General features: G+C 37.2%; 14 protein-coding genes. 5 read left to right on the plus strand and 9 right to left on the minus strand.

Going from position 1 to position 18011, the window contains the following annotated elements; genetic code table 11:
* The first annotated feature begins 5 nt into the window (after nt 1–5).
* The 3 genes from ACGHVY_RS07420 to ACGHVY_RS07430 all read left to right on the plus strand — a co-directional run bounded on the left by ACGHVY_RS07420 (nt 6) and on the right by ACGHVY_RS07430 (nt 2466).
* Nucleotides 6–833 (plus strand): tetratricopeptide repeat protein, encoded by an 828-nt coding sequence (locus ACGHVY_RS07420; RefSeq protein ID WP_390598146.1) that lies wholly within the window; start codon nt 6–8, stop codon nt 831–833.
* 128 nt (nt 834–961) lie between these two features.
* Nucleotides 962–1252, plus strand: coding sequence for a hypothetical protein (locus ACGHVY_RS07425; RefSeq protein WP_004295969.1), 291 nt, complete (start codon nt 962–964; stop codon nt 1250–1252).
* 77 nt (nt 1253–1329) lie between these two features.
* Nucleotides 1330–2466, plus strand: coding sequence for a universal stress protein (locus tag ACGHVY_RS07430; protein ID WP_390598148.1), 1137 nt, complete (start codon nt 1330–1332; stop codon nt 2464–2466).
* Between the two features lie 69 nt (nt 2467–2535).
* Here ACGHVY_RS07430 and ACGHVY_RS07435 read toward each other — a convergent pair whose 3' ends face one another.
* The 9 genes from ACGHVY_RS07435 to gyrA form a co-directional block, all read right to left on the minus strand.
* Nucleotides 2536–3918, minus strand: a complete 1383-nt coding sequence (locus tag ACGHVY_RS07435) for a hypothetical protein (RefSeq protein ID WP_390598150.1) — start codon at nt 3916–3918, stop codon at nt 2536–2538.
* Between the two features lie 150 nt (nt 3919–4068).
* Nucleotides 4069–5091, minus strand: a complete 1023-nt coding sequence (locus tag ACGHVY_RS07440) for a hypothetical protein (protein WP_390598152.1) — start codon at nt 5089–5091, stop codon at nt 4069–4071.
* 2 nt (nt 5092–5093) lie between these two features.
* Nucleotides 5094–5411 (minus strand): hypothetical protein, encoded by a 318-nt coding sequence (locus tag ACGHVY_RS07445; RefSeq protein ID WP_390598154.1) that lies wholly within the window; start codon nt 5409–5411, stop codon nt 5094–5096.
* 287 nt (nt 5412–5698) lie between these two features.
* Nucleotides 5699–8065 carry a major capsid protein gene (locus ACGHVY_RS07450; protein WP_390598156.1) on the minus strand — a complete coding sequence of 789 codons (2367 nt, stop codon included), beginning with the start codon at nt 8063–8065 and terminating at the stop codon, nt 5699–5701.
* 193 nt (nt 8066–8258) lie between these two features.
* Nucleotides 8259–8486, minus strand: coding sequence for a hypothetical protein (locus ACGHVY_RS07455; RefSeq protein ID WP_390598158.1), 228 nt, complete (start codon nt 8484–8486; stop codon nt 8259–8261).
* A gap of 3 nt (nt 8487–8489) precedes the next feature.
* Nucleotides 8490–8738: a hypothetical protein gene (locus tag ACGHVY_RS07460; protein ID WP_390598160.1), complete on the minus strand. Its 249-nt coding sequence runs from the start codon at nt 8736–8738 to the stop codon at nt 8490–8492.
* A gap of 8 nt (nt 8739–8746) precedes the next feature.
* Nucleotides 8747–8923 (minus strand): hypothetical protein, encoded by a 177-nt coding sequence (locus ACGHVY_RS07465; RefSeq protein ID WP_390598162.1) that lies wholly within the window; start codon nt 8921–8923, stop codon nt 8747–8749.
* Between the two features lie 166 nt (nt 8924–9089).
* The gene (locus tag ACGHVY_RS07470; RefSeq protein WP_390598163.1) at nt 9090–10304 is read right to left on the minus strand and encodes a tetratricopeptide repeat protein; all 1215 of its coding nucleotides are present in this window, start codon (nt 10302–10304) and stop codon (nt 9090–9092) included.
* A 32-nt stretch (nt 10305–10336) separates the two neighbouring features.
* Entirely contained in the window at nt 10337–12913 is a 2577-nt protein-coding gene (gene gyrA / locus ACGHVY_RS07475; RefSeq protein ID WP_308746971.1) for a DNA gyrase subunit A, read from the minus strand.
* Between the two features lie 357 nt (nt 12914–13270).
* On the opposite strand from gyrA, the gene ACGHVY_RS07480 reads away from it, so the two are divergent.
* On the plus strand, nt 13271–15799 hold the full coding sequence (locus ACGHVY_RS07480) for an ATP-dependent Clp protease ATP-binding subunit (RefSeq protein ID WP_390598165.1): 2529 nt from the start codon (nt 13271–13273) through the stop codon (nt 15797–15799).
* Nucleotides 15800–15930: 131 nt separating this feature from the next.
* A complete protein-coding gene (gene htpG, locus ACGHVY_RS07485; RefSeq protein WP_390598167.1) occupies nt 15931–17976 on the plus strand; it encodes a molecular chaperone HtpG in 2046 nt (681 codons plus the stop codon).
* Nucleotides 17977–18011: the final 35 nt, after the last annotated feature.

Raw genomic sequence — 18011 nt, forward strand, 5'->3', positions numbered from 1 at the left:
GTGTTATGAAAAAAATATTATTTTTTATATTAATAGCAATATCGATGACTTGTTTTGGACAAGATGTCCAAAACATTGATTCTATACAAATAAACGATTCTATACAATCAAGTTCCACTATATTCTCCAACAATACATCAGGAGGTGTCACAAAAGCTGAAGGAGATTCCGCATATATAAAAGAAGATTATGCAACAGCTATCCAAGTATACGAAAGTCTTCTTAAAAACGGAGAGGCCGCTGAGATTTATTACAACTTAGGAAATAGTTATTATAAAATAGGAGAAATAGCAAAAGCAGTCCTTAACTATGAACGTGCCTTATTATTACAACCAGGGAATAATGACATTCGTGCTAATCTTGAAGTGGCACGCGCTAAAACAATAGACAAAGTAGAACCTGTTCCAGAGGTATTCTTTGTTTCCTGGACTAGGTCTTTGATAAATAGTATGAGCGTTGATGCATGGGCAATATGGGGAATTATTTCTTTCATTTTATTGATTGTTGCTCTTTACCTCTTCATATTCTCCAAACAAGTTACATGCAAGAAAGCAGGTTTCATATCAGGAATCATCTTTTTAATTATTACCATATGCGCAAATCTTTTTGCTTCAGAACAAAAGGAACATTTGGTCAACCGGAATGAAGCGATAGTAATGAATCCAAGTATCACAGTCAGAAGTACACCTAGAGAAAGTGGTACTAGCTTATTTATTCTTCATGAAGGAAGAAAGGTAAGCGTCAAGGATAATTCAATGAAAGAATGGAAAGAAATCCGTTTAGAAGACGGAAAAGTAGGATGGGTACCAGCTTCCGCTATTGAAGTGATATAAAGCTTAATAATAGATTTTATAAATTCGATAAAAAAAGATAAGCAAATAATTTGTTTTATCTTTTTTTTTGCTTAAGTTTATAGCGTGATAAAGAAATCACATAGTATTAACCATTAAATTTACGAGACATGAGAACAATAACATTTAATGAACTTCGTAAGATTAAAGATTCATTGCCTAGCGGTAGCATGCATAGAATAGCAGACGAACTTGGTTTACACGTAGATACTGTGCGGAACTTCTTCGGAGGCCACAATTTCAAAGAAGGAAAAAGTGTCGGAATACATCTTGAGCCTGGTCCAGACGGTGGACTGGTAATGCTGGATGATACGACCGTTCTTGATCGGGCTTTAAAAATATTGGATGAATTGAATATGAGTATGCAAAAAGAACAGGCTACCGAATCTGTGCAAGTTTAAAATATAGCAAGCAGAATCCCAATTGAGCAAACAATTGGGATTTCTTATTTGTTCTCACCTTACAAAAATATACACTTATGGAAGACAAATTAGTAACCCTAGCTATTCTGACATATACCAAAGCTCAGATATTAAAGAATGTCCTTGAAAATGAAGGTATAGAAACATACATTCATAATGTAAACCAAATACAACCAGTCGTTTCTTCAGGTGTCCGTTTGCGAATTAAGGAAAGTGATTTACCACGTGCACTGAAGATAACAGAAAGTTCTACTTGGTTATCAGAGAGTATAGTGGGAGAGAAGGAACCCAAAATTGAAAAGTCAAATAAGATTTTAATTCCTGTCGACTTTTCCAATTACTCGATGAAAGCGTGTGAATTTGCTTTTAATTTAGCAAAAACAGAGAACGCAGAAGTTGTCTTATTGCATGTTTATTTCACTCCTATATATGCATCTTCATTGCCATATGGAGATGTTTTCAATTACCAAGTTGGCGATGAAGAGACTGTAAAGACTATTATTCACAAAGCACATTCTGATCTCAATGCTCTGTCAACCAAGATAAAAGAAAAAGTTGCCTCAGGAGAATTTCCGGATGTCAAATATAGTTGTATTCTACGGGAAGGCATTCCTGAGGAAGAAATCCTCAGATATTCCAAAGAGCAGCCTCCCGTTGTGATTATCATGGGAACTCGAGGAAAGAATCAAAAGGATATTGATTTGATCGGTAGTGTAACTGCTGAAGTTATTGACAGAAGCCGTACTGCTGTGTTGGCCATTCCTGAAAATACACCATTCAAACAGTTCAGTGAGGCCAAGCGTATTGCTTTCATAACCAATTTCGATCAAAGGGATTTAATTGCATTTGAGGAATTCTTCAATACTTGGAAATCATTTTATTTTTCTGTATCCTTGATACACCTTACCGAGTCCAAAGATGCCTGGAATGAAATAAAACTTGCAGGAATAAAAGAATATTTCCATAAACAATACCCAGGGCTCGAAATTCATTATGATGTAGTAATGAATGACAATCTACTAAAAGGACTTGAGCAATATATCAAAGATAATCAAATAGATATAATCACACTTACTTCATATAAAAGAAGTATATTTGCTAGATTATTTAATCCAAGTATTGCCAGAAAGATGATATTTCATTCCGATACACCATTACTTGTTATTAACGGAGGGGGGGGGATGATCAAATGATATATAAAAAAGGCACTCAGGATTAGGGAATAATCATTATAATGTGCAAATAATTTAGCATAAAAAATCTTAAATAATTTCTTTATTTTCTTGTATTTTTCTACGATAGATTAAGTTATATTTTATATCCTGTATATTCATAGGCGGCAATGAGTCATATAATAGTGACATTTTTTGCTGCCTTTTTTCAGCAAGTTCTAGGCGTTGTTTTAGATATTTTTCGTCATATGTTTCGAGGTATAAGTAACGGCACAGTTCATTAGCACGAAGACAGTTGTCTATATATTCATGTTGTAAGCGGGTAGTATCCATACTTTTATAATACTCATTGGGGACAGATTTAAGACAGATTTGAGTGGGAAGAAACCAATACTTTTTAAGGATAGTTTTTTCATTATCTTCAATATGGAATTTATATGTAGGGTCAAGAAGTTCTACAATAGTTTTACGTTTAGAGATAAGTCTACATAATTCAGTATGAGCATCACGAATTTGTTTAGGCAGGACAACGGAAAGAGTAGGGAAGTAGATACGACGGAAGTATCCGGGCATAGTCACAGTTTGAGTATATCCAGTAAAAGGGTCAGTAGCAGTTATTTTTGTATCATCAGGGTGTGAACGGTAGTGTTCTAGGAATTTACGGGCATATTCAGCGCCAAGTCCACCATTTTTGCGGGAAGTAAGGAAGAATAAAGGATTTTTACCTTTTGGCGGTTCAAATTGTTTTTTCATATATTTCATGACATAAGAGATAGCACCTTGTTTACAGGGGAGACAATAGGCAAAGCCAAGAGATTCCATAACGGGAGAACCGTCTTCTTTATACTCACCAGTGAAGCAAGTCCAGCAGGACTCAATGAAATGTAAGACAGAGGTAATATTAGGGAAATGTACAGAATCATTTGGGAAGTTCCAAAGTATCATATGATAATGCGGGCGTTTAGAAGTTTTTCCATATTCGCCGACAGCAACATAACGAAGGTTATGAGAGACTTTTAAGCGGTCTAGTTTGATACGTAGACGTTTAAGAAAGAGTTGTATTTCCTCTTTAAAGATACCACATTTAGGCAAATGTTTAGGATTATAGGTAAGCGTAAGAAAGTAGGGCATAGACGTAGAAGTAGCATTTTCACAGATGGCACGAAAAGACCATTCACGGGACTTTTTATCACGACACAATTCACATTTACCACAGGGAACAAGTATAAACATTGGAAAAGTTTCACCAGTATGTTTATTAATGATATAGAAATCATCTATATTATCAGGAGTAACACCAAAACGAAAGGGGTTAAAATACTTTTCGGGAAAGGAGTATTTATAATACTCCGCAATCGAGTTACTTATAGTTATTTCCTGATTAGGAGTATGATATGTCTTATAAGTAGTAAGTAAATACTTAAGTTGAGAGTTCCGTATAATAACGGGATTCTCACAATAGATTTGTTTCATAAATTCACGGGAGGAATACTTAGGGCAATTCGTAACTGAAAGCTAGATTTAAAACGCTCATTTACAAAGGCGTGTCAGTTACTCTATATATATCAAGTTATAGCAGACGATTTTACAAGAAATCGTAAAAAAGCCGGATAACAATCCGGCTCACTTAGATTTAAAAGGCGAAAGCGCCTTAATAACATTAGAAAGACCATAGAAGCAACGACCAACAAAGGAAATATTTCCGTCATCATCACGCCAAATATCCGAACCAATAGAACCAGTTTCAAAAGCAGCATTCAAATCACGAATAATAGCTTCTTTTTGCTTTCCATCAAATCGCAAATTTTGCTGAATAATCATTTCCGTCCCTTGTTTAAGAAATCCAAGAGCAGCAGAGGCGGAAAGATTATCCGCAGAAGCGATTGCATTAGAAATCTCATAAGGTAATAAAGAAACGATACGATTAACCGAAGCGTTATTAAGACCAATACGAGATAAAATTTCACGTACTTCATAATTTTGCCTATCTTTTCTTAAATTATATTCAAGCATTGCTTGAACCTGTTGAAAAGTACGATTTTCCATTTGACTCTGCAAATCATTTATCTTTTGTTGAGATTCTTTAACCGACTGTTGCATCACTTTTATTTGTTCAGCAGCAACCTCAAGTTGTTTGCCTTTCAATCCAGCAGATGCAAGCTTATCTTTAACGTCAGCTTCATTTATCTCTGTTTGACCTTTCAAGAGTTTAGGAAGCCATTCATTATTGATAGTTTGTCCAACAGATTCATTTTCAACTTTATTAGCTTGAGCATTAACCAAACGGGTCTGAGCGGCTTGCATTGCCATGTCACCAATAGTACGTTTATTAGCAAGATTAGATACATCAGTAGGCTGAGAACCTTCTCCGGCAGTCATTTCAGGAGATGCAGCAGCAAGATTTTGTTGACCGTACATCAAATCAGGATTCAATCCGGCAGATTTATAACGTGCCATTTGGGCAGCAGGAGAATTGTATGCGTTTTCACGATTCCATTGCTCAATGTTCCAGTTATTTTGCATCTTTGCAAGATTCAAATTCCAATCTCTATTAGCTTGATTTTCTTTGCGTTGATTTGAAACCTGATTATTAATAGCGGCATTGCTGGCAATATTACCAGCAATGGAAGCAATAGCAGACCACATAATTAACCAAATTTACGTTTGTCAACTTTATGTGCTTTAAGCACTTTATTTTTGGAAACTTGCTCAAGTTCCCAAAGTTCACACATATCTGAGGAACGTTTGAAAACGGGTTCAACATCCCAAGATTTGGCATTGGAAATAGAATCACCTTGTAAGAAGGTTTTCTCATTCGGAAGGTTTACAGCAATTCCTCTATCGGTCAAATCCTTGATATTCTGAGGGGTAAGTGCCAAATTTGGTTTTGTAATCTCGTAGTCAATACCTGTACAAAGTTTACAGGTACAGGGCTTCAATTGAGCCTTCATAATTCTTTTTGCCATATATTTTTAAAGTTTAAGGTGAATACACGCAACAGAGTTGCTCATTATTTGCGTTTCACGCAGAGGGAAAATACTTTTCCCTTTTAATCTTACGAAATTGCAAAGGTAGGTATCTTTGCCTGACAAGACCAATGAACATTGTACCAAAAATGGATTAAATATACGCGCGCGAAACGCGCACGCACATTTAACAATTTTTACTACAATAACCCTTGGTCTAGTCATTCAAAGAGCCAATTGATTGCAATGTCGGAAGAAAAAAAGAAAAAATTATTTTCTTACACCGACTAATCAAGGCGCGGTATAGCGACACGAGCAATCGGCAATTTACAAGTAATGTCCAACCATATCTGACCGTATATCTTATCAGTCGTTTCAGTGACGGCAAACACATCAGTAACCTGTTCAGGGTCAACAAGCAAGAAACTTTGAGCTAGTTCCGGTTTTTGGTCAAAAACTCTATGCATTAAAAAATTTGACAAGTTAGTACGGAACAAGCCGTGAGCTACATCATACTTTTGGGCGAACTCATACCACGGGCGATTATAACCGAAGGTTTCAGTAAGAGAGTTCGGATTAGCGTTATACGCTTGGATTGGGCACACTTCGTTATACTTAATCGGTTGAAATCCGATAAGATTAAACTCAGGTTGGTAATGTTCCATCAAGCCACGATAAGTAAAGTGTTTAGGCAACAACTGAGTATAAACGGGCAGGGGAGTGACAATAAGCAAACCCATAATAATAGATTCTTCGTCACAGAAGCATTCTATATTGGCATTGGCTTCACCACGGACACCAGCAAGACCGGACTGAGAACCAAGAGCAGTAGCATAATCACTTGCACCAGAAGAAGCATTTAGGTCTACTGTTTGGGTAACACTATTAACATCAATATCACGGGAAACACCACCAAAGAACTCAGGCATAAGCAAGTCGGCATAACGAACCTTGACATCAAAACGACCTTCAACAATATCTTTATAGGAATATCCTTTGCGCATGTTAAGTTCTAGGAACTTTTGGTAACAATTCACCATACGTAAATCAGGAATAGAAATACCTGAAGTAGCAAGGTCATAGAGCGAACGGGCTTGGCGTACTTGCGTACCGTTATCAAGTTCTACATACTCAACACCTTCAAGACCTTCGTCAGAAGATTTGAAAGAGATACCATACTTTTTACCGTCTTCATCAACAAGAGAAGTCTTGATAAGTTCAGTAGTTGTTCCATCCGCATTTGCGACAGTTTGAGTATAGGTAGTGATACCTACAAGCGGGGCATTACCTTGCTGAGGAGATTGAACAGCAGTAGTAAGGAAATCCTTTTCCCAATTAGCATAACGGAGTTCATATAAATTATTGTCAACACCGCCTTCATCGCTAGGAATCCATTTGTTATACTGAACTTGTCCGTTCAGATAGTAGGGATTGTTACGGTTGTCACGGATAAAGGAATTATAGATACCTTCATAAGCACGGAAACCATAGGCAAGGATTTTCTGTTGTTTATCCTTATTGGCTGAGTCACTATTATACCACGGAGAAGTATTAACAGTAATATCAACAGGATTACCATCAGTAACATACAAATAAGCATTAAAAGGAACACCTAATAATGAATCACTATAAGAAACAGAAGTTTTTACAATACCACCAGCAAAACCAAGAGCAAGTTTACCATAATCAGTTAACTGAATATCCCAAGCAGTATCATTACCAGCAATACGGCGACCTATCATCTGAATATAGTTAAAATAGACATGAACAGTACCAGTATTCTTACCATAAGACAAGTCAGAAAAAGACATTTGAATGACAATCTTACCTGAAGAATAAGAAACCGAAAGAACATTCATCAAAGTTTGAGAATCGAAAACAGCAGTAATGCAGGAACGTAACGCAGACAAAACAGTAACCGACGGCTCAGAATCACCAAGCCAAGGAATCTCTAAAGATACACGAGAATCAGCAGAAATTACAAAAGGCGAATCAGGATCAAGAGAAATTGTACACCTACGACCAATAGACTCGTTAGTAGAAGAAGAAGCGGAAGCAGGAGCAGTAAGAGACAAAAGAAAACCGGAAGCAACGGGAAAAGTAGGCAAATTATTATTAAAATTAGCTAAATCCTGTAAGGAAAATATACCAAAACCAGGAAGATATGAAAAATCAGGCTGACCGCCAAATTTATTACCTTTGACAATAACAGAATCAACAGAAACGGAAAGAGATTCTTTATTACCATAATCACCGATAAGAGTAGTAGGCAAACCAAGATAATCACCAAGAGAACCAGTAGAAGCCATTTTTCTCAAACGGGCATCAGTATTGAAGTTAATATAAGGCTCTTCGAGACCTTCACGGAAGTTACCTACAAAGTCTTTATAGTCTTTCCAAAGAGCACGGAGAGGATAGCGAAACCACATAATGCGGGCTTTCATACGTGTCTGAATAGGGAATACCATAGGCATAAACTGCAAGCCAAAGCGAGGGTTTACACGAAAGGAAGTTTTTGCAGGCACCATATCACAGAAGATAGGAGTGATACGACCGATTTGGGTAGTAAGGTTATTAGCATGAGACCAGTCAAAGTTATTTACTTTAACATCATTGTTAGGGTCTAAAGTAGCGTCAAAAATGTTTTGAGACATAAATAACTATTTTATAGGGTTAATATTGATATGAGTTGAATCAACACTTGAGGTACTAGTTTGCTCAGTACGTTGAGTACTGTTAGAATTATTCTTGCTCACAGAAAGGGAAATCGTGCAAGCAGTAGAAAGGACAATTGCGGAAATCGTCGTAACCGCAGTGCACACCGCAGTTATAATGCGATGAATCTGTTCATTTGTTAATCTCATTCGGAATAATTTTAAATTTAGGATTCGTAATTTGTTCATATTTAGCTAAAAACAGCTTATCAGGGTTATAACGGGATAATGTATCTCGTAATTTTTCAGCAGCGCGGACAGTAAGAAATTCACCAAGCAAGAAGTTAGTTACAAAAGCTTGGTCAGCACGAAGCAACACATTAATAGTTACTTTTAGTAAGTATTCGGGTTCTTGTTTCATAAATTAATACGGTAATTCATCATACTTTAATACCTCACAAATGTAATGTGGGAGAACATTAATAGATTTGGCAATTTTACGAGCCTCAATAACAGTCAAACTAAAAAGGGAAAATGTATCAACCTCAGTAAGAACAGTTATACGTCTATAATTTTCAACACGAGAAGAACATTTATAAAGATGAAATGTCCAATCATGCTTTTCTTCAAAAGCAACCTTCATATTATAACGAGGATTTTTACAATTTTTCATATTAAACATCACTTATAAGGATTATCGCAATAAATCCATTCAACATTAGAATATTTTCTCTCAAATTGAGAAAGACGCTTTTCAAACTCTTTAAAAGTACATTCAAGATAAGCGTATAAACCTTGACCTTTATAGTCATAAGTAATACAAAACCATTGTTTTTTTTGTTGATTTTTTGTAGCCATAATATTAAGTGGTTTTAATTATCACACTACAAAGATGGGAATAATCATTATTATGTTTAATAGAAAAAGAGAGAAATTATTTGAGATACATCACACACATCTTTCTTTGAAATAAAAAAAGAAGGCTACACAAAGTAACCTTCTTTTTTTATTTCAAAGAAAATGATTATTTCATCATCTTATCAATTTCTTCAAATTCCGGACCCATATTCAAGTTATAATAAACTCGGTAAAGTCCTTGCAACCACAAGTCCTGCTGGTCAGGTTTCAAAGTTCTAGCTTTTTCATAGAAAGGCTTAGCTTCTTCATAGAATTTCTTCACTACAGCTTGTGCTTCAGCGTACTTAGGATCATTGATATCTGTTGTAGCCTTATCAGCATAATCCTGTGCTTTCATTAAATATACCAAACCAACGTTAGAGTATGCTTCTGCATATTCAGGATCAGCAGCAATAGCCTTTTTATAGTACTCGATTGCATTATCATACTCTTTCATATTATGATAAAGATATGCTTTTACATACAAATACAGTTTGTTATTAGGATCATTAGACAACATTCTATCAGCAAATTCCATTGCTTTAGAAGCTTGATTAGAACTATTATAATAGTCAACCAAATTTGCAAAGAAATAGTCGTTTCCCGGAAACTTAAGGATACCCTCTTCCAACGCCTTAATCCATGCTACAGTATCACCTTTAGCCTTATAAGCATCAGCCATCAACTGCATTGCAAATTTACCACCGTCTTTATCAGCCAAAGCTGTAGGAGCATATTTAATGATAGCATCCTTGTCACCTACTCTATCAGCAGCTAATGTTGCATAATAAGCAATCTGTGGAAGAAGAGTGTCAGTTTTAGCAATTTCTTTATCTGCCAACATCGGATAAGAAGCTGACTCTACGTATGTTGCGAAGAATTTCAGTGCTTCCTTATTCTTATCTAAATTGAAATACTGGATACCACCATTAATCAAGTTAGGACGTTCAGCTAACATACTAGAAGCGTTTGCCTTACGATATTTATTTTTTATTTTTCCCTTCTCATTAGGAACTTGTGCCAAATCATCACATTTTGTATAGTACTCATACATTTTCAAAATACTATTGTATACTTTCAATGTATCATACGGTTTTCTCAAAAAAGCATTTTTCATTTGCTCTTCGTTGATACGCTTCTGAATAAATCCAGCAACGTCCCATGTGTCAGCAAGATCCTTTGTTTCAGGATTCTTCATAGCCTCCTTAATAAGCTGTTCAGCCTGCTTAAAATTAGGTTTTACATCATTGGCAATACTCTTTGCTTCTTTCACATTCTTCATCTGAGCGAATGAGAAGCTAACAGCCATTAATAAAACCATCGAAAATAATACTCTTTTCATGATTGTTGTTTGATTAATTATTAATATTATGTCTATTCCTCAATTTTATTACTTTCGTTTTCGTTAACGTCCACTGAAGAATCTTCAACATCAGGAGAATCTGCATTTGGATCACTCACAATAGTTCCTTCCGCTTCTTCTGCCGGTATTTCATCTTCAAGACTTTCGGTCATAACCTTACATACCGAACCAATCTGGTCGTTACGTTTTTCAAGATTAATCAGACGAACCCCTTGAGTGGCACGTCCCATGATACGAACATCTTCCACTTTCAAACGAATGGTGATACCAGACTTATTGATAATCATTAAGTCGTTTTCATCTGTTACGGACTTGATTGTTACCAACTTACCTGTTTTCTCAGTAATATTCATGGTCTTAACACCCTTACCGCCACGGTTAGTCTTACGGTAATCTTCGATTTCAGAACGTTTACCATATCCCTGTTCAGAAACAACCATCACAGATTCTGTTTCCAAATCCTTGATACAAATCATTCCAACAACTTCATCCTGACCATCGTTATCCAAAGTGATACCACGCACACCTGTTGCAGTACGTCCCATTACGCGGACTGCTGCCTCGTGGAAACGAATCGCACGTCCATTACGATTAGCAATGATAATCTCGTTATTGCCATTCGTCATACGAACTTCAATTACACTATCATCTTCACGAATAGTAATAGCATTTACACCATTCTGACGAGGACGAGAGTATTGTTCAAGCAGTGTTTTCTTTATCACCCCTTTCTTAGTACAGAACAATACATAATGGCTATTAATAAATTCAGAATCTTCCAGACTCTTCACACGCAAATATGCTGTTACATTATCGTCAGAATCGATATTCAGCAAGTTTTGGATAGCACGTCCCTTAGAGTTCTTCGTTCCTTCGGGTATTTCATATACTTTCAACCAATAGCACTTTCCTTTTTGTGTAAAGAACATCATAGTATTGTGCATGGTAGCCGGATAAATATGCTCTACAAAGTCTTCATCACGGGTTTCTGTCCCCTTTGAACCCACTCCACCACGATTCTGCGCGCGGAATTCAGTCAATGGCGTACGTTTGATATATCCCATATGAGAAATTGTGATAATCATCTGATCATCTGCATAGAAGTCTTCCGGGTTAAATTCTTCTGAAGAATAGACGATTTCCGAACGACGTTCATCCCCGTATTTCGCTTTTACTTCTAATAATTCTTCTTTCATCACCTTGCGGCATACTTCATCATCAGCCAGAATACTTTCCAAATAAGCAATTTGCTTCATTATTTCTTCATATTCTGCATGAAGTTGATCTTGCATCAGACCAGTCAACTGACGCAAACGCATTTCTACAATAGCACGAGACTGAATTTCTGTCAGGTTGAAGCGTTCTATCAAGCCCGCTATAGCATCATTAGGAGTTTTAGCAGCACGGATAATACGGATTACTTCGTCAATATTATCCGAAGCAATAATTAGACCTTCGAGAATATGCGCACGTTCTTTTGCCTTGCGAAGTTCAAATTGAGTACGACGAATAACAACCTCATGTCTATGCTCAATGAAATATTTAATCAAATCTCTCAAGTTCAATGTCTTCGGACGCCCGTGAACCAAAGCGACATTGTTTACACCGAATGATGTCTGCAAAGCTGTCATCTTATAGAGTTTATTCAGCACTACACTAGCATTTGCATCACGTTTCACGTCAATAACAATACGCATACCATCACGGTCAGACTCATCATTCGCATTCGAGATACCCTCTATTTTCTTATCGTTCACAAGGTCAGCAATGTATTTAATCAATTCTGCCTTATTCACATTATACGGGATCTCAGTTACTACAATCTTATCATGTGTCTGTCCAGTTTCTATTTCTGCTTTCGCACGCATAACCACACGTCCACGACCTGTCAGATATGCTTCACGAACACCGCTTACACCATATATATATCCACCTGTAGGAAAGTCCGGAGCTTTGACAAATTCCATCAACTCTTCAACTGTAATCTCCGGATTATTGATATATGCGTCACAGGCATCAATTACCTCCGAAAGATTATGAGGTGGCATATTGGTAGCCATACCAACGGCAATACCGGATGCACCATTTACTAAAAGATTAGGAATACGGGTCGGCATCACCTTGGGTTCAACCAACGTATTGTCAAAGTTAGGTTCGAAATCAACAGTTTCCTTATACAGGTCATCCATCATTGCTTCACCCAACTTATTAAGACGAGCCTCGGTATAACGCATGGCAGCAGGACTATCACCGTCTACCGAACCAAAGTTACCCTGTCCGTCTACCAAAGGATAACGCATTGCCCACTCCTGAGCCATACGCACCATTGCAAGATAAACAGAAGAATCTCCATGAGGGTGATACTTACCAAGCACCTCGCCTACGATTCTGGCTGATTTCTTATAAGGTTTGTCTGAAGTATTACCCAATTCCATCATTCCGTATAAAATTCTACGGTGAACGGGCTTAAATCCATCTCTAACATCAGGAAGAGCACGTGAAACTATGACCGACATGGAGTAGTCAATGTACGATGACTTCATTTCCTCCTCGATGTTAATCTTTATAATTCTGTCTTGTTCAAGCATTTAAAATGATTATTAATTATACATTCTATGGTTTGTGAAAAACCACGCTAAAGTACTACTTTTCCCGGATATACGAAAGTTTTTAGGAAGAAAGTTTTATTATGGATAGAACGACATCCGACTAAGTTTTAAAATACGAAAACAAAAGGAGAAAAATAATAAATGTAAGGTATAAAGATAGTGCAACATCAGTAAAAAAGACCTGGATATTTGTTATACCTTATATATATAATGCAAATACACCGTTTTTATGGCACGCCATTTGTAGATATAAGAAATAAAGCAAATATTGCAATACAAACCTGATTTAATGCGTATATTTGCCAGTGAATAACCCTTAGAAGAAAAGGAAAAAGTATGAATAATCAATTCTCACAAAGAGTTTCCGACATTATCGTCTATAGTAAGGAAGAAGCGAATCGGCTGAGAAGTAGGTACATAGCCCCCGAACACCTGCTTCTGGGAATGCTCCGTGACGGTGAAGGGAAAGCTATCGAGATATTGTCTAAACTCAACACCAATCTGGCTATAATCAAACAGCAGATTGAAGCTCAACTGAAGGCAGAAGCTGATGATATGCTACTGCCTGATGCAGAGGTACCGTTATCTAATGATGCGGCAAAAATATTAAAAATGTGTATTTTAGAAGCACGTGGAATGAAAAGTAACATCGCTGATACAGAACATGTTCTGTTAGCAATCTTAAGAGAGAAAAACAATATGGCAGCTTCCGTACTTGAAGCTAATGATATAAATTACGCAAAAGTGTTGGAGCAAGCCACGTTGCAACCTGATATTAACTCAGGTATGGGATTTCCTGAAGACGATGATGATGAAGAAGAAATGTCTTCTCCCCGTTCAAGTGGCAGAGGTGGTGACGAACGCCAGCAGGCACAAACTGCTTCCAAAAAGCCGTCTAATGATACACCAGTACTCGATAATTTCGGTACAGATATGACAAAAGCGGCAGAAGAAGGGAAATTAGACCCTGTAGTCGGTCGGGAAAAAGAAATCGAACGTCTGGCCCAAATCCTGAGCCGTCGCAAAAAGAATAATCCGATCTTGATCGGCGAACCGGGTGTAGGAAAATCAGCAATCGTTGAAGGACTAGCGTTAAGAATCATTCAGAAAAAGGTTTCCCGAATTCTGTTTGACAAACGAGTAGTAGCCCTTGATATGACAGCCGTGGTAGCCGGAACTAAATATCGCGGACAGTTCGAAGAACGTATTCGTTCCATTCTCAATGAGTTACAGAAGAATCCGAATGTCATTTTGTTTATTGACGAAATTCATACGATTGTAGGTGCAGGTTCCGCAGCAGGTTCTATGGATGCTGCAAATATGCTGAAACCGGCATTGGCAAGAGGAGAAATACAATGTATTGGTGCCACTACCTTGGATGAGTATCGTAAAAATATCGAAAAGGATGGCGCTTTGGAACGTCGTTTCCAGAAAGTAATAGTGGAACCCACAACTGCAGAAGAAACGCTTCAGATTCTGCGTAATATTAAGGACAAATATGAGGATCATCATAATGTATATTATACAGACGAAGCATTAGAAGCATGTGTCAAGCTGACAGATCGCTATATCACAGATCGCAATTTCCCAGACAAGGCCATTGACGCTTTAGATGAAGCCGGTTCACGTGTACATCTAACTAATGTCAATGTCCCCAAAGAGATAGAAGAACAGGAAAAACTGATTGAAGAAGCTAAGAATAAGAAAAATGAAGCTGTAAAATCGCAGAACTTCGAACTTGCAGCTAGTTTCCGAGATAAGGAAAAAGAACTCTCCCTCCAACTGGATGAGATGAAAAAAGAATGGGAAGCTAGTCTGAAGGAAAACAGGCAAACTGTTGATGCAGAAGAAATCGCCAATGTGATATCCATGATGTCAGGCATCCCTGTGCAGCGTATGGCGCAAGCTGAAGGCATAAAACTGGCAGGAATGAAAGAAGACTTGCAGTCTAAAGTCATTGCGCAAGATACAGCAATAGAGAAGCTCGTCAAAGCTATTTTGCGAAGCCGTGTAGGACTGAAAGATCCCAATAAACCGATTGGCACATTTATGTTCTTAGGCCCGACAGGAGTTGGTAAGACTCACTTGGCAAAAGAGTTGGCCAAATACATGTTTGGCTCTGCCGATGCACTGATCCGTATAGACATGAGTGAATATATGGAGAAATTTACGGTCTCACGGTTAGTCGGAGCACCTCCGGGATATGTAGGATATGAGGAAGGTGGTCAGTTGACAGAAAAAGTACGTCGCAAACCATATTCTATCGTATTGCTTGATGAGATAGAAAAAGCACATCCGGATGTATTCAATATCCTGCTTCAAGTAATGGACGAAGGTCGTTTGACTGACAGTTATGGCAGAATGGTAGACTTCAAAAATACCGTTATTATCATGACTTCCAATATTGGAACCCGTCAGTTAAAAGACTTTGGACGAGGGGTCGGATTTGCGACACAAAGTCGCCTGGATGATAAAGAATTCTCGCGAAGCGTAATACAAAAGGCTTTGAATAAATCATTCGCACCCGAATTCATTAATCGTGTAGATGAAATCATAACATTTGACCAACTCTCTTTGGAAGCAATTACAAAGATTATAGACATAGAGTTGAAAGGATTGTATAACAGAATTGAATCTATTGGATATAAGCTTGTTATTGAAGATAAAGCAAAAGAATTCATTGCAAGCAAAGGATATGACGTACAATATGGTGCCCGTCCTTTAAAGCGCGCCATTCAAGCTTATTTAGAAGATGGGCTATCCGAACTTATCATTTCCTCCTCCTTGAAGGAAGGCGACAGCATCCAAGTCATTCTTAACAAAGAAAAAGGCGAATTGGAGATGAAAGTAGTTCCTGTGGAATAGAATTATTTTCAATATAACAGAATCTTAAATATGCCATAATGTCAGACCTTTGGGTCTGGCATTTTTTTTGTCTCTATCTATGCAAATACAATTAAAATCAATAAATAGATAAACTAAAAAATATACGTATTATGCAAAAAGGTAATATTGGGGTTACAACAGAAAACATTTTCCCTATCATCAAGAAGTTTTTGTACAGTGACCATGAAATTTTTCTTCGTGAGTTAGTATCCAATGCAGTTGACGCTACTCAGAAACTGAACACATTGGCTTCTATCGGCGAATTTAAAGGTGAATTAGGTGATCTAACCGTTCATGTTGAATTAGGCAAAGACACTATTACCATCTCTGACCGTGGTATCGGTCTGACAGCTGAAGAAATTGAGAAGTATATCAATCAGATTGCATTCTCAGGAGCTAATGATTTTCTAGAGAAATACAAAAATGATGCAAATGCTATTATCGGCCACTTCGGACTTGGGTTCTACTCTGCCTTTATGGTTGCGAAAAAAGTAGAAATAATCACCAAATCATATAGAGACGGTGCACAAGCTGTAAAATGGACTTGTGATGGTAGTCCTGAATTCACTATTGAAGAAGTAGAAAAAGCTGATCGCGGCTCGGATATCATTTTATACATTGATGATGACTGCAAAGAATTCCTTGAAGAAGCACGTATTTCCGGACTTCTGAAGAAATATTGTAGCTTTCTTCCCGTTCCTATCGCATTTGGAAAGAAGAAAGAATGGAAAGATGGCAAACAAGTAGAAACGTCCGAAGATAATATCATTAATGATACAACTCCTTTATGGACTCGTAAACCTAGTGAATTGTCAGACGAGGATTATAAATCATTCTATAGCAAGTTGTATCCGATGTCTGATGAACCGTTATTCTGGATTCACCTAAATGTAGATTACCCGTTCCATCTGACCGGTATCCTCTATTTCCCGAAAGTAAAGAGCAACATTGAATTAAATAAAAATAAGATTCAATTATACTGCAATCAGGTATATGTTACAGATTCAGTAGAAGGTATTGTACCGGACTTCCTGACTTTATTACATGGAGTAATCGATTCACCGGATATCCCGTTGAACGTTTCCCGTTCGTATTTGCAAAGCGATTCGAACGTGAAGAAGATTTCAACTTACATTACGAAGAAAGTTTCCGATCGTTTACAATCCATTTTCAAGAATGACCGTAAACAATTCGAAGAAAAGTGGAATGATTTAAAAATATTTATCAATTATGGAATGCTCACACAAGAGGATTTCTATGATAAAGCGCAAAAATTCGCCCTTTTCACCGATACAAATGACAAACATTACACATTCGAAGAATACCAGACACTTATTAAAGATAATCAGACAGACAAAGATGGAAACTTAATCTATCTGTATACCAATAATAAGGACGAACAATATAGCTACATTGAAGCTGCCACCAATAAAGGATACAATGTTCTGCTTATGGATGGACAATTAGACGTAGCTATGGTAAGCATGTTGGAGCAAAAGCTGGAAAAATCCCGCTTTACCCGTGTCGATAGTGATGTTGTCGATAATCTTATCGTCAAAGAAGACAAAAAAGGCGAAGTATTGGAAGCCGATAAGCAAGATGCTATCACGACAGCCTTCAAGAGCCAGCTCCCTAAAATGGATAAAGTCGAGTTCAATGTCATGACGCAAGCATTAGGAGAAAACTCCGCTCCAGTGATGATTACTCAAAGTGAATATATGCGCCGTATGAAAGAAATGGCAAATATTCAAGCCGGAATGAGCTTCTATGGCGAAATGCCTGATATGTTCAACTTAATATTGAACTCAGATCACAAGTTGATAAAGCAGGTATTGAGCGAAGAAGAAGATGTTTGTCATGCTGAAGTAGCTCCGATACAGTCTGAGATGGACAGCGTAAACAAGCAGCGTAATGAGCTGAAGGATAAGCAAAAGGATAAAAAAGATGAAGATATCCCAACAGCAGAAAAAGACGAACTGAATGAGCTGGATAAGAAATGGGATGATCTGAAAAGCAAGAAAGAAGCAATCTTTATTGGTTACGCCAGCAACAACAAAGTAATTCGCCAACTTATTGATTTAGCTTTATTGCAAAACAATATGTTGAGAGGTGAAGCATTGAATAACTTTGTAAAACGTAGCATCGAACTGATTTAAATATCGCCCCTTTAAACACAATTACATAACTCAAA

This window comes from Bacteroides sp. f07 (assembly GCF_042854785.1).
Classification (GTDB): domain Bacteria; phylum Bacteroidota; class Bacteroidia; order Bacteroidales; family Bacteroidaceae; genus Bacteroides.

Bases quoted from the DNA above. Each gene is read 5' to 3' on its own strand.
- ACGHVY_RS07420 (WP_390598146.1), top strand. From the start codon at position 6: ATGAAAAAAATATTATTTTTTATATTAATAGCAATATCGATGACTTGT.
- ACGHVY_RS07480 (WP_390598165.1), top strand. From the start codon at position 13,271: ATGAATAATCAATTCTCACAAAGAGTTTCCGACATTATCGTCTATAGT.
- ACGHVY_RS07465 (WP_390598162.1), bottom strand. From the start codon at position 8,923: ATGGCTACAAAAAATCAACAAAAAAAACAATGGTTTTGTATTACTTAT.
- ACGHVY_RS07430 (WP_390598148.1), top strand. From the start codon at position 1,330: ATGGAAGACAAATTAGTAACCCTAGCTATTCTGACATATACCAAAGCT.
- ACGHVY_RS07470 (WP_390598163.1), bottom strand. From the start codon at position 10,304: ATGAAAAGAGTATTATTTTCGATGGTTTTATTAATGGCTGTTAGCTTC.
- ACGHVY_RS07450 (WP_390598156.1), bottom strand. From the start codon at position 8,065: ATGTCTCAAAACATTTTTGACGCTACTTTAGACCCTAACAATGATGTT.
- ACGHVY_RS07425 (WP_004295969.1), top strand. From the start codon at position 962: ATGAGAACAATAACATTTAATGAACTTCGTAAGATTAAAGATTCATTG.
- ACGHVY_RS07440 (WP_390598152.1), bottom strand. From the start codon at position 5,091: ATGTGGTCTGCTATTGCTTCCATTGCTGGTAATATTGCCAGCAATGCC.
- ACGHVY_RS07455 (WP_390598158.1), bottom strand. From the start codon at position 8,486: ATGAAACAAGAACCCGAATACTTACTAAAAGTAACTATTAATGTGTTG.
- ACGHVY_RS07445 (WP_390598154.1), bottom strand. From the start codon at position 5,411: ATGGCAAAAAGAATTATGAAGGCTCAATTGAAGCCCTGTACCTGTAAA.
- ACGHVY_RS07460 (WP_390598160.1), bottom strand. From the start codon at position 8,738: ATGAAAAATTGTAAAAATCCTCGTTATAATATGAAGGTTGCTTTTGAA.
- ACGHVY_RS07435 (WP_390598150.1), bottom strand. From the start codon at position 3,918: ATGAAACAAATCTATTGTGAGAATCCCGTTATTATACGGAACTCTCAA.
- htpG (WP_390598167.1), top strand. From the start codon at position 15,931: ATGCAAAAAGGTAATATTGGGGTTACAACAGAAAACATTTTCCCTATC.
- gyrA (WP_308746971.1), bottom strand. From the start codon at position 12,913: ATGCTTGAACAAGACAGAATTATAAAGATTAACATCGAGGAGGAAATG.